We start from the raw sequence: 12,914 nt of genomic DNA on the forward strand, positions 1-12,914 counted from the left end.
GCAATTCCTTCGAACGCCGAGCCCTAAAATTGCGTCTCGTATGTCGCTGGAGACGAGCGTGGACTCAAAAAGTGTTGGAGCATTCGCTCCTGTCGGCGCTGCCATCGCCGGCCTGGTGTCTGTGCAGACCGGTGCTGCCTTGGCCAAGACCCTGTTCCCACTGGTCGGCCCAGAGGGCGTGGCCGCGCTGCGGCTAGGCCTGTCAGCCGTGATCCTGCTGGCCGTGTTGCGGCCCTGGCGCATCTGGCAGCAGGCGAACATGCTTCACCTGCTGGGCTATGGCGTAATGATGGGGCTGATGAATCTGCTGATTTATCGGGCATTCCTCTACATCCCGGTTGGTATCGCGGTGTCCATCGAGGTGATCGGCCCTCTGGGGGCTGCCTTGTTGTCTTCCCGACGCCGAATCGACCTGCTCTGGATCGCCTTGTCGGTCGCCGGCCTCACCTTGCTGCCCTGGGGTACGGATAGCCATGGCCTGGACCCGCGCGGGGTGTTGTACTCGCTCGCCGCTGCGCTGGCCTGGGGGCTGTATGTGATGCTCGGCAGCAAAGTGGCGGTTCACGGCAAGCAGGCGGTCGCCACCGGGATGCTGTTCGCAGCGCTGCTGGGGGTACCACTTGGCGTTGATCAGGCAGGTACCGACCTGCTGGCGCCCTGGGTGCTCACGGTAGGCCTGGGCGTCGCCCTGCTCTCCAGCACCGTGCCCTTCCTGCTTGACATGTATGCGATGCGGCACCTGCCGCCTAGCATCTTTGGCGTGCTGCTCAGCGCTTCACCCGCAGCCGGGGCCATAGCCGGCTGGCTGATCCTCAATGAGGTGCTGACGCTGCTCCAGTGGCTGGGCATTGCAGCGATTGCCCTGGCCTGCGCAGGCGCTGCGCTGGTTGGCCAGCGCCGCTGAAAGCTTGCTTGCGGAACCTGCAGCATTACTCTCCCTCCAACAGCGGGCGCTCTGCGCAAGGCGTTTCATCGATTGCGCTGATGATTACTATCGAGCGACCCGCATGTTGGCCTGGCAAAAGCGCCCCCTATAATCGCCAGCAAATTTCCCCCGCTCCTTGCGCCTGCTTCAGGCGACATCCCTCTCTTGGAATCCAATACCATGCCAAGTGCCAGCCAGGCCCCTAGCGGCCTCCCCGAACATGATCAACAAAGCGTCAGCCAGCAGTGGCTGGCAATCCTTTCGGTCGCCGTCGGCGCCTTCGCCCTGGTGACCAGCGAATTCCTGCCGGTGGGTGTACTCAACGATGTCGCCAGCGACCTCGGCATCAGTGCAGGCCACGCCGGCCTGATGGTTACCCTGCCCGGCATCATGGCCGCCCTCGCCGCCCCGCTACTGTCGGTGGGCATTGGCGCCCTGGACCGTCGCTACCTGCTGATCGGCCTGACGCTGATCATGATCATCGCCAACGCGGTGGTGGCCTACGCTAGTGACTTCAACCTGCTGCTGTTCGGCCGCGTGCTGCTGGGCGTGAGTATCGGCGGCTTCTGGGCGACGGCCATTGCCCTCAGCGGCCGCCTGGCGCCCAAGGGCGTGGGCGTAGCCCAGGCCACCTCGATCATCATGGTCGGTGTAACCCTGGCCACCGTGCTCGGCGTGCCGGTAGGCACCTGGTTGAGCGGCCTGATGGGCTGGCGCATGACCTTCCTGATAACCGCGCTACTGGGCGTACCGGTGCTGCTGGCGCAGATCCTGTTGCTCCCGCGGCTCAACCCGGACAAGGCCATTCGCATCAGCGACCTGCCGGCCCTGTTCATCAACCCACAGGCGCGGGTTGGCCTGATCGCCGTGTTGCTGATCGGCCTGGCGCACTTTGCCGCGTACACCTATGTCGCGCCCTTCTTCAAACAAAGCTCCGGCTTCGATGGGCCGACCATTGGCTCGTTGCTGCTGCTTTATGGCGTGGCCGGGGTATTCGGCAATATTTTCGCCGGTTTCGCCGCCAACCGCAGCGTACGTCACACCCTGCTGCTGGTAGCGTTGATGATCGGCACCAGCACTGCCCTGTTCCCTCACTTCGCCACCGGCATGACCGGTGCAGCGATGCTGATCGGGTTGTGGGGCTTCGCCTTCGGTGCGTTCCCGGCCTGCGCCAGTATCTGGATGTTCGTCGTCGCGCCCAAGGATGTCGAACGCGGCATGCCGCTGTTCGTCGCCATGTTCCAGGTGATCATTGCGCTGGGTTCGTTCTTCGGCGGTCGGATCGTCGACCAGCTGGGCAGCTCGGTGCTGCTGAGCCTGGCCACGGCCCTGGTGGGCTGCGGTTTCGCTACGGTGCTGGTGCTGGGGCGTAACGTCAGCAACAGCCTGGCGGCGCAACCTGGCTGAGCAGCCCATCGCCGGCCAGCCAGCTCCTACAAGGACCGTGTAACTCTTGAAGTCTGCGCTGTACCTGTGGGAGCTGGCTTGCCGGCGATGGACCGCAAAGCGGCCCCGAATTGCCTAACTGACAGGCAGTGGGGCGCTGGCTGATTTTTTACGCTCTTTTTACGGCTGAGCCGACAGACAGAAGGAATACTGGGCGCGCGATGCTCAGGGATGGCATGCATTTCTACCCGCCAGTCCAGAGAAGCCCTTCGTGAGCCAGTCCACCGTCATCGCAAATCAATCCGTTCCCGGCAAGTCCAACCCCATCGGCATGCTCGTCGCCGCTGTCGGCGTGGTGTATGGCGACATCGGCACCAGCCCGCTGTACACCCTCAAGGAAGTGTTCGCCGGGCACTACGGCGTGCAGGCCAACACCGCCGGCGTACTGGGTGTGCTGTCACTGGTGTTCTGGTCGTTGCTCTGGGTGGTGTCGCTCAAGTACGTACTGTTCATCCTGCGTGCCGACAACCAGGGCGAAGGTGGCATCATGGCCCTGACCGCCTTGGCGCATCGGGCGGCGGCGCCCTACCAGCGCCTGGGCAGGATACTGGTGCTGCTCGGCCTGTTCGGCGCCGCGCTGTTCTACGGCGACAGCATGATCACCCCGGCGATTTCCGTGCTATCGGCCGTCGAGGGCCTGCAACTGGCCTTCGACGGTATCGAACATTGGGTCGTGCCGCTGTCGGTGGTGGTGCTGGTGGCGCTGTTCCTGATCCAGAAGCACGGCACCGCGCGCATCGGCATCCTCTTCGGGCCGATCATGGTGCTGTGGTTCGTCGTACTGGGTGCGCTGGGCTTGCACGGCATCGTCCAGCGCCCGGAAGTGCTGCAGGCACTCAACCCGCTCTGGGCGGTGAAGTTCTTCGTGCTGCACCCGGGCATGGGGGTGGCGATTCTGGGCGCGGTGGTGCTGGCGCTGACCGGCGCCGAAGCACTCTACGCCGACATGGGGCACTTCGGCCGCAAACCCATTGCCCGGGCCTGGTTCCTGCTGGTGCTGCCCGGCCTGGTGCTGAACTACTTCGGCCAGGGCGCGCTGATCCTCGGCGACCCGCAGGCAGTGCGCAACCCGTTTTATCTGCTGGCGCCCGAATGGGCCCTGCTGCCCATGGTCGGGCTTGCCACGCTGGCCACCATCATCGCGTCCCAGGCCGTGATCTCCGGTGCGTTCTCGTTGACGCGCCAGGCCATCCAGTTGGGTTACGTACCGCGCATGTTCATCCAGCACACCTCCAGCGAGGAACAGGGGCAGATCTACATCGGCATGGTGAACTGGGCACTGATGGTTGGCGTGGTGCTGTTGGTGGTCGGCTTCGAGTCGTCCGGGGCGCTTGCGGCAGCCTACGGCGTAGCCGTGACCGGGACCATGCTGATCACCACGCTGCTGGCTTCGGCAGTGGTGCTGTTGCTGTGGAAGGCACCACGCTGGCTGGCGGTGCCGATGCTGCTGGCGTTTCTGCTGGTCGACAGCCTGTATTTCGCCGCCAACGCGCCGAAGATCCTCCAGGGTGGTGCATTTCCGGTGATTGCCGGCCTGGCGCTGTTCACCCTGATGACTACCTGGAAGCGCGGGCGACGGATGATCGTCGAGCGGCTGGACGAAAGTTCGCTGCCGCTGGACCTGTTCATTACCAGCCTCAAGGCGCAGCCACCTCACCGCGTGGGCGGTACTGCCGTATTCCTGTCCGCCAGACCCGAGGCGGTGCCTCACGCCTTGCTGCACAACCTGCTGCATAACCAGGTACTGCATGAACAGGTGGTGCTGTTGACCGTCGTGTTCGAGGACGAGCCACGGGTCAGCGCTGGCAAGCGCTTTGAGGTCGAGACGTTTGGTGAGGGTTTCTTCCGCGTGAGCCTGCATTTCGGCTTCATGGAGGAACCCGACGTGCCGTTGGCGCTAAGCCGCTGCCAACGTGCGGACCTTGAGTTCGGCCCCATGCGCACCACTTATTTCCTCAGCCGGGAGACGGTCATTGCAGGCAGGCAGATGGGCATGGCCCGCTGGCGGGAGCACCTGTTTGCCTTCCTGCTGAAGAATGCCAACAGCAACCTGAAGTACTTCAAGCTGCCGCTGAACCGGGTGATCGAGCTTGGCACCCAGGTCGAGATCTGAGCAGTCATGGACCACGATCCTTTTGTCAGGACGACAGAACTTGCAAGGCCGCTGCATGTCTTACCAGCACCTGAGCTCTACCTGCGCCGTTGGAGGCGAAACAACATGAGAAAAACCCTGGTGGCCGTCTTTGCGTGTGCTCTGGCATTCGGCGCAACGGCAATGTTACCTGCCGATATCTCGCCGATGGGTTCCGCGTATGCCAAAGGCGGTGGTGGCGGCGGTGGCGGTGGCGGTGGCGGCCACGGTGGTGGTGGTGGTGGCCACGGCGGCGGCAATGGCGGTGGACGTGGCGCCGGCATGGGTGGGCACAATGGCACTGGCAATGGTGCGGGCCTCGCGGGTGATCATGCCGGCAAGGCTACGCGCGATCATGGTGTGAGCGGCAATCATTATGGAAGCTCACGTAACCAGGACAACGGCCATGGGACCACCACCTCAGGCATTGCCCAGTCCAAGGATACTCGCGGCTTGACGAAATCTACCGCTATCTCGGGGACTACGCCCGGTGATCATAATGCCAAGGGGCTGAGCGGCGCGGTACAAAACTCCTCCAAGAATGATCGATGAGCTTAAGGCTGCCAGGTACTGAAAGGGCCTGGCAGCCGCTTCGTCGAAAGGCTGCGCACTGCGGAACTTAAAAGGCAACCTTATGTCGTATCCGCACTCAAATTCCCCCCCCTGCGCCTTTTGGAGGCGAACAAACATGAAAAAAACCCTGGTAGCCGTCTTTACCTGCGCCCTGGCGCTCGGCGCAACTGCATTGTTGCCTGCCGATGTCTCGCCGATTGGTTCCGCATATGCCAAAGGTAATGGCAATGGCGGCGGCAAAGGTGGGTTCAACGGTAATGGCGCCGGCTACGAGAGTGATCATGCAGGCAAGGCCACCCGCAACCATGGCGAGAGCGGCAATCACTATGGAAGCCTGCGCAATGATGACAACGGCCGTGGCACTACCCGATCCGGCATTGCCCATTCCAAGGAACACAACAAGGCCGGGCGCTCCTCTTCGAAGCATGATCGATAACTGAAAGCGCACATGGCGTGCCCTCGAACCGGGCGATGCGGTTGATGGCACCGGCTACGCCGGTGTTCGCGGGCGCGCCCGCTCCCACAGGTACGGCGCATTCCTTCAGCTGGCGGGGTCCCTGTGGGAGCGGGTTTACCCGCGAAGCAGGCGACGCGGTTGATGGCACCGGCTGCGCCGGTGATCGCGGGCGCGCCCGCTGCCACAGTCTGGTGCCCGCCAGACCTCAAACCCTGAACCGCCCTACCAACGCCGTCATCTCCCCCACCAACCCCGACAACGCCTTGCTCGCCTCACTGGTCTGCTGCGCCCCCGCTGCCGAGGATGTCGACAGCTCGCGGATGTTCAGCAGGTTGCGGTCCACCTCTCGCGCCACCTGGGCCTGCTCTTCGGCTGCGCTGGCAATCACCAGGTTACGCTCGTTGATCTCGCCAATCGCACTGTAGATACCCTCCAGCACCTGCCCCGAAGCCAGGGTCACGTCCAGCGTCGATTGGGCGCGGCTGGTACTGGCCTGCATCGAGGCCACGGCCGCTTCGGTTCCCGCCTGCACGCGCCCGATCATCTGCTCGATTTCCTGGGTCGACTGTTGCGTGCGGTACGCCAGCGTACGCACCTCATCCGCGACCACCGCAAAGCCGCGCCCGGCCTCGCCCGCACGGGCGGCCTCGATGGCGGCATTGAGCGCCAGCAGGTTGGTTTGCTCGGACACCGAGCGAATCACTTCCAGCACCTTGCCGATGTCCCGTACCTGCCCGACCAGTTGCTGCAGATGCGCGCTGCTGGCCTGGATCTCCCGAGTCATGGCCTCGGTGCCGTCGATGTTGTCGCTGACTTGCCGGCGGCTTTGCGCTGCCAGCTGGTTGGATTCGCTGGTGGTCTGCGAGGTGGTGATGGCATTGCGCGCAACCTCCTCCACGGCCGTGGTCATTTCGGTGACGGCGGTGGCGGCCTGCTCCAGCTCCTGGCCCTGCTGGCGCAGGTTGTTGGCACTTTCCTCGGTGACGGTATTCAGCGCCGTGGCGGCTGCGTCCAGTTGCCTGGCACAGCTGCTGATCTGCCCCAGGGTGTCGCGCTGGCTCTGCTGCATGCGTTCAAGTTCATGGAACAGCTGGCCAATCTCGTTACCGCCCTGCCCCTGCACCGGCACGCTCAGGTCGCCACCGGCAATGCGCTGAAAGTGCCGGCCAGCTTCGCGCAGCGGGTGCAGCACGCGCTGGGCAACAAAGGCCCAGCACAGCGCCGCCAACAACAGCGTCACGCCCAGAAGCCCCAGGCTCAGCAACTGGGCGCGCGCCAGGCGCCGATCGGATTCCAGCATGATCTGTTGGCCGCGCTCACTCAATGCGCCGACCAGTTGCTGGCGCAGTGCCTGCAGCCGGCCCATGGCGTTGCCGGCGTCGGTGTTGACCTTGAAATACTGCTCGGGCGAACGTTGACGGGTTGCCTCACGCTGCCCGGCGACCGCCTTGGCATACTCGCCATAGGTGGCCTGCAGCGCGGTTGCCAGTGCGTGCAGCGCAGGCTCGCGGGCGTTTTCGACAAACTCGTCCACCAGCTTCTGGCTCTTGTCGTTCAGCTCGACCGACAGCGCCATGCGCTTGTTGGCGCTTTCCTCATGACCACCCAGCTGCTCGATGAAGCCCGAGGACACATTGGCACTGGCGCGAATCGCCATCAGCAACGCATTGTTCAACCGGTCCGACTGGTGCGCAGTCTGGTCCAGTTCGGTGATCTGCTGGTCACTGCCCACCGCCGCCCGCCAGGCACTGACGGTGGAAAACAGCAGGGTCACGCTGAACAGCGACAGCACCCAGAACATTCCGGTGCGGATCTTCAGGTTGGCAAGCATGCGGGCAGTACTCCTTGTTGGCACCACTTCTGATCGATAATTCGACGGTGGGTGTGCTGCTATCGGAGGTACTGCCTCAGGCTTGAGGCGCCGGAGTGCGGTTATGGGCGGTAACCGAACAGATGTTGTCGAGGCAAAGACCGGACAACAGGCAACAAGCCGACCAGGCGGGAACTTCAACGCTCCAATTCGGTCGATAGCATCCCTCGCCCTCCAACCGGGCCTGCCCAAGCCCTGCCGAGTCTACCGCCGATGCCCAGCACACCTGTTCTGTCAGCCCTGCTCCTGTTGTTCAGCGCAATCACGGCACAGGGCGCACTGGCCGGCGAACGCTACGCGCCCGCACGCAGCAACAATGCCTCGACGGTGCTGATCGAAACCGCCTCGCAACAATATGCCGACGGCCAACTGGACCAGGCGGCGGCCACCCTGGAGCGTGCGCTGCACATTCAGCCGAACAACCCGGCAACGCTGCACTACCTTGGCGTTTTGCGCCTTCAGCAAGGGCAGTATGAACAGGCCGAAACCCTGGCGCTTCGCTCCAACCTGCGTGTTGGCAACAATCACGCACTGCGCAGCCGCAACCTGCAGCTGATAGAAGCCGCGCACAAGGCCCAGGGCTCGGGCATGCTGCCGACGGCTGCACACTGACGACGATCAGACGCTGCGCGTCAGGCCACCATCGACCTGCTTTGCCACCGGCTGCGCCGGTGATCACCCGCAAGTCAGCTCTCATGGAACTACCCCTAACTCATTGCATCAGCAGGGACCCTGTGGGAGCGGCTTTAGCCGCGAACACCGGCGCAGCCGGTGCCATGCACCGCGTTGGATTCTTCGCGGCTAAAGCCGCTCCCACAGGGTACGCGGACCGCTTGCGAATTCAGTTTTCTAATCGACAGCGCAGCCCAAAGGGCTGGGTGATCGCCCACAGGGATTGCGCTGGACCGATGTTGCAATCGCCTTCGCCGCTTGCGCCAAACGTTGTGTAGCCAGCCGGATTTCATCCATGTCCAGCGAGGCGAAACCGAGGCGCAGGGCATTTTCCGCATGACCAAACGGCGAAAACTGCCGGCCACTGCGTACCACCAGGTCCAACTCCAACGCCTTGCCAACCAACTGATCCACATCGATCCCGTCAGCAAACCTCACCCACAGCGCCAGCCCACCTTCCGGCTCGCGCACGGTTACCTGCTCGCCAAAGGCATCGTGCAAGCAAGCCAACAGGGTCTCTCGACGCCGGCGATACTCCCGGGTAACCCGACGCAAGTGCTTCTTCAGCTCGCCATCATTGATCAAGTCCGCCAGCATCTGCTGCATCACCGCATCGCCCTGCCCCAGGGTCAGCGTCGCCCTGCGTTCGAGCGCCGCAGCCACCTCCGCCGGCGCCACGATGAAACTGCAACGGAACGTGCTGCCCAGGGACTTGGACAATGAGCCAATGTAGATCACGTGCCGCTGCTGACGGTCGCTGGCCAGCGGCAGGTAAGGCCGACCGGCGAAGTGGTACTCATGGTCGTAGTCTTCCTCGACCACGCAAAAGTCATGCTGCCGCGCCAGCTCCAGCAGCTGCTGTCGGCGCCCGGCAGGCAGGCTGACCGTGGTCGGGAACTGGTGATGGGGAGTGATGTACAGCATGCGCACCTGGTGCAGCCGGCAAAGTGCATCGATCTGCTCGACCCGGCAGCCCTCGTCATCCAGGTCCACGGTGACCAGCCGGGCGCCCAGCTGGCGGAAGATCTCCCACGCAGGCGGATAGCTCAGGCGTTCGACCAGCACAACGTCACCGGGCTTGAGCAGCACGCTGGCCACCAGGTACAGCGACATCTGCACACCCTGGGTCAGGCAGATATGCTCGGCGCCAACGTTCAGGCTGCGATTGTGCCGCAGCATGTCGGCCAAGGCGCTGCGCAGGGAGTGGCTGCTGCACGCGCTGCCATGGCGCACGGTGTTGGCGGCAAAGCTCTTGCGCAAGGCATTACGGTAATAACGGTGCAGAACGGTCTGCGGCAGCAGGCGGTGGTCACAGGCGCCGTTGTCGAAGAACAGCGCACCCGGCCGATCCTGCTGCGCGGCAGCCTGTTCGTTGGCCGCGAAGTAGGCAACGGCAGGCTCCTCCTGTAGCACCAGGGCAAAGGGCTGCGCTGCGTCGGGCTCGGCCAGGGTGCCAGCCGCCAGCTGCCGACTGACGAAGGTGCCACGGCGCTGCACGCTTTCCAGCCAGCCCTTGGTCTCGGCTTCCTCGTAGGCGAGGATCACCGTCTTGCGATTGACGTTCAGCAGTTGCGCCATTTCCCGCGTGCCAGGCAACGGCGTGCCGGGGCGCAGGCGGCCCTCGGAGATCGCGGCTACCAGGCCCTCGACGATCTGCCTGTACGAAGCCTGTGGCTGCGCCCTGTCGAGCTTGAGCAGCGGCTGCCATTTGCGAAGCTGGACCATGTGAATTAACCGAAACTGGAGGTTCTACTGGTCCTGGACTATAGCAACAATCGAACCTCCACTTGCCCCGAGGTGCCCATGCAGAACCGCCACGTGATCGAATTGTCGCCCTCGGGCAAAACCTTCGACGCCAGCCAGGAGCTGCTGCTCGATGCCATGCTCGCCAGCGGCCTGCCGGTGCCCTTCTCCTGCCGCCGCGGCGCCTGCGGGTCGTGCAAGGTCAAGGTGGTGTCGGGGCAGTATCGGGACAAGCAGCGGACGGCAGAAATGCCCGCGCCCTGCTACCCCCTCGCCGCCGACGAAATGTTGCTGTGCCAGAGCCACGCCTGCAGCGACATGCGCCTGGAAATCCCCGGCTGGTCCCTGGAAACCCAGGCGCTGGAAATCCACGCGCAGGTTCATGGCAAACGCGAACTGAGCGCCGATATCATCGAACTGGTGCTGCAGCCTGCACAGCCGTTGGCGGTACGGGCTGGCCAGTACGTACGCTTTCGGCTCGCCAACGGCGACAGCCGCTGTTTTTCCATCGCCAACCTGCCCGCCCAGGACCAGGGGCAACTGGTGTTTCACATCCGCAAGGTAAGCGGCGGCCTGTTTACCGAACGTATGCTGCCAACCCTGCAAGCAGGTGACAGCTTGAAACTTGAAGGGCCGGTGGGTGCCTGCACCTGGCAGCACGAGGACCAGCGGCCCCTGGTGCTGTTCGCCACTGGCACAGGTTACGCCGGCATCAAGCCATTGCTGCTGACCGCCCTGGCAGGTGATGCCGAGGTCACGTTGTACTGGGGCGGCAGATCGGACGCCGACTTCTATGACCGTGAGTTTCTCGACCAGGCCAGCCGTGCACACGCTCACTTTCGCTGGCACCCGGTGCTGTCGGACCAGGCGCGCGTGCAGCAGGTGGCGCTGGCCCAGGCCCATCGCTGGGCCGACACCCAGGTCTATGCCTGCGGCAATGTCACGATGATCAGCCAGGTTCGCGAGCAGTGCCTCGCGGCAGGCCTGCAGCCCCATCGTTTTGTCGCGGAGGCTTTCGTTGCCAGCGGCGCACTGGCGCCCGAGGCTTCAACAGCCAACCCATTGCACCCGGAGCTGGAAAAAGTCGGCCCGCGCTACTCGCTGGACGGCATGCTCGCTGCCCGCGAGCAGTCGGTACGGGCCGTGACAGCGATCGCCAGCCAGCTGAAAGTCGGCATGACCACCGCCCAGGCGCTGGAGATGGCTGCGCAAACCTTGCAGGCGATGGGCGCATCGCACACCTGGCACCCGACCTACATCCGCTTTGGCGACGACACCGTGCGCACGCCGCGCCAAGGCATTGATCTGCAACGTGTATTACGTAACACGGATATCGTCGTGGTCGATGTCGGCCCGGTATGGGATGGCTATGAGGGCGACTATGGCGACACCTTCGTGTTCGGCCAGCACGATCTGCACCACGCCTGCGTCAAGGCACTGCATGAAGTGTTCGACGAAACCCGCCAGGCCTGGGGCCGTGGCCTGACCGGGCGCGAACTGTACGACTTCGCCGAGCGCAGTGCCCAGGCAAAAGGCTGGCAGCTGGAGCGCAATCTGGCCGGGCATCGCATCGCCGACTTCCCGCATGTGCTGTATGGGCAGGACAAACTGGCCGAGGTGGAAATCGTCCCGAGCGAAGTGGTGTGGGTGCTGGAGATCCAGTTGTGCCACCCTACCGAGCCGGTCGGGGCGTTTTTCGAAGACATCCTGATTGGCGAGGCCAGGCCGCTTTCATAGATTCAGAAGCAAGCGATCCGCGTACCCTGTGGGAGCGGCTTTAGCCGCGAAGAATCCAACACGCTGCATGGCACCGGCTGCGCCGGTGTTCGCGGCTAAAGCCGCTCCCACAGGGGCCCTGCTGATTCAATGAGTTATGTGCCGTTCTATCTCAAGCACCGAGCGAATCCAGCACGCCTTGCAGCTTGCCCCGGGTCATCTCGGTGCACGGCTGCATGGGCTCTCGCAGTTCGTCGCTCATCAGCCCCTGCAGCTGCAAGGCCGCCTTGACCACAGCCGGGTTGGGCTCGGCAAAGGCCATCTTCATCCACGGCAGCAACTGGTAGAACGTGCCGCGCGCAGCTACCCAGTCGCCATGGTCGACCTGCTGCAGCATGCGCACGTACAGGTCGGCGCGTACATGCGCCGAAGCCGAAATGGCCCCTGCGCCACCCAGGCACAGGTTGTTGAAGATCTGCACGTCCTCACCGGCCAGCACCTGGGCGTGGCCGTCCTGGATCAGGGCCATGGTGGTCTCGCTGTCGCCGCCGCAGTCCTTCACCGCCGCGATGCGCGGGTGGCGCACGATGCGGCGCAGGGTTTCACGCTCGATGCGTACCCCGGTGCGGTAGGGGATGTCGTAGACGATCACCGGCACGCTGGCGGCATCCGCAACGGTGCTGAAGAACGCCTCGATGCCGGCCTGCGAAGGCCGGATGTAGCACGGTGCAGGGACCAGTAGTCCGCCAATGTCACGCCGCTGGATTTCAGCCTGGAAGGCCAACAGCTCGCGCAGGTTGTAGCCCGACAGGCCCATCACCACCCTGCCCGGTTCCACCAAGGCCAGCACAGCGTCCAGCACGGCCAGTTGCTCGGCCTTGGACAGCGCCGCTGCCTCGCCCGTGGTACCGCATACCACAAAACCGGCCACACCCTCTTCGAGCAGCTTCTTCACCAGTTTTTCCAGGGCGGCGAAGTCGATTTCATTGGCGCGCATGGGCGTGACGAGGGCGATCCAGATACCACGGAAATTCGACATGCAAAAACTCCTGATGTTGACCGAAAGTCAGCGTCAGCAGGGCGAAGAGTCGAAGTGGTCTGGCAGGGATACCTGGCGCCTTCTGTCTCGTCAGCCCACCTGACGAGACAGCGCGCCTCGGTCAGATGAGCGGCTGTTTCTTGGATTTCTTGGCAACGGCAACGCACGCGCCTGCCTGGGCGATGAAGCCCGAAGCGAAAATGGCGTGGTTGGAAATGGACATGCTGGCAAGCCCGTTGCGTGGATATGGCTGGATAATGGTGGCGCGGCGCACTCGGTGTCAACACCGAGATAGCAAACCCATCCGGCTGCGCTGGTGTTCACTGCCAAAGCCGCACACAG

Annotated in this window: 11 protein-coding genes; 7 read left to right on the top strand and 4 right to left on the bottom strand. The window is 63.8% G+C overall.

Features of this window, described 5'->3' with window-relative positions:
* Positions 1–58: 58 nt before the first annotated feature.
* The 5 genes from C163_RS15360 (at position 59) to C163_RS15385 (ending at position 5,511) form a co-directional block, all read left to right on the top strand.
* The gene (locus tag C163_RS15360) at positions 59–904 is read left to right on the top strand and encodes a DMT family transporter (protein ID WP_025339584.1); all 846 of its coding nucleotides are present in this window, start codon (positions 59–61) and stop codon (positions 902–904) included.
* A 201-nt stretch (positions 905–1,105) separates the two neighbouring features.
* Complete coding sequence (locus C163_RS15365) at positions 1,106–2,332, top strand: MFS transporter (protein ID WP_025339585.1); 1,227 nt, start codon at positions 1,106–1,108, stop codon at positions 2,330–2,332.
* 310 nt (positions 2,333–2,642) lie between these two features.
* Positions 2,643–4,484: a potassium transporter Kup gene (locus C163_RS15370; RefSeq protein ID WP_049866797.1), complete on the top strand. Its 1,842-nt coding sequence runs from the start codon at positions 2,643–2,645 to the stop codon at positions 4,482–4,484.
* Between the two features lie 105 nt (positions 4,485–4,589).
* Positions 4,590–5,054, top strand: a complete 465-nt coding sequence (locus C163_RS27515; RefSeq protein ID WP_081742285.1) for a hypothetical protein — start codon at positions 4,590–4,592, stop codon at positions 5,052–5,054.
* Positions 5,055–5,190: 136 nt separating this feature from the next.
* The gene (locus C163_RS15385; RefSeq protein ID WP_015270018.1) at positions 5,191–5,511 is read left to right on the top strand and encodes a hypothetical protein; all 321 of its coding nucleotides are present in this window, start codon (positions 5,191–5,193) and stop codon (positions 5,509–5,511) included.
* Between the two features lie 226 nt (positions 5,512–5,737).
* On the opposite strand, the gene C163_RS15390 is transcribed toward C163_RS15385, so the two are convergent.
* Positions 5,738–7,363: a methyl-accepting chemotaxis protein gene (locus C163_RS15390; protein ID WP_025339588.1), complete on the bottom strand. Its 1,626-nt coding sequence runs from the start codon at positions 7,361–7,363 to the stop codon at positions 5,738–5,740.
* A gap of 252 nt (positions 7,364–7,615) precedes the next feature.
* Here C163_RS15390 and C163_RS15395 point away from each other — a divergent pair, with 252 nt between their 5' ends.
* Positions 7,616–8,014: a tetratricopeptide repeat protein gene (locus C163_RS15395; RefSeq protein WP_025339589.1), complete on the top strand. Its 399-nt coding sequence runs from the start codon at positions 7,616–7,618 to the stop codon at positions 8,012–8,014.
* A 237-nt stretch (positions 8,015–8,251) separates the two neighbouring features.
* On the opposite strand, the gene C163_RS15400 is transcribed toward C163_RS15395, so the two are convergent.
* A complete protein-coding gene (locus C163_RS15400) occupies positions 8,252–9,799 on the bottom strand; it encodes a PLP-dependent aminotransferase family protein (RefSeq protein WP_025339590.1) in 1,548 nt (515 codons plus the stop codon).
* Positions 9,800–9,877: 78 nt separating this feature from the next.
* On the opposite strand from C163_RS15400, the gene C163_RS15405 reads away from it, so the two are divergent.
* On the top strand, positions 9,878–11,554 hold the full coding sequence (locus C163_RS15405; RefSeq protein ID WP_025339591.1) for an NAD(P)H dependent flavin oxidoreductase family protein: 1,677 nt from the start codon (positions 9,878–9,880) through the stop codon (positions 11,552–11,554).
* 151 nt (positions 11,555–11,705) lie between these two features.
* On the opposite strand, the gene dapA is transcribed toward C163_RS15405, so the two are convergent.
* A complete protein-coding gene (gene dapA, locus C163_RS15410; RefSeq protein ID WP_025339592.1) occupies positions 11,706–12,572 on the bottom strand; it encodes a 4-hydroxy-tetrahydrodipicolinate synthase in 867 nt (288 codons plus the stop codon).
* Between the two features lie 121 nt (positions 12,573–12,693).
* A complete protein-coding gene (locus C163_RS27160) occupies positions 12,694–12,846 on the bottom strand; it encodes a hypothetical protein (protein WP_155951624.1) in 153 nt (50 codons plus the stop codon).
* Positions 12,847–12,914: the final 68 nt, after the last annotated feature.

Origin of the sequence: Pseudomonas sp. FGI182, assembly GCF_000511325.1 — a bacterium.
GTDB classification, from domain to species: Bacteria; Pseudomonadota; Gammaproteobacteria; order Pseudomonadales; family Pseudomonadaceae; genus Aquipseudomonas; species Aquipseudomonas putida_Z.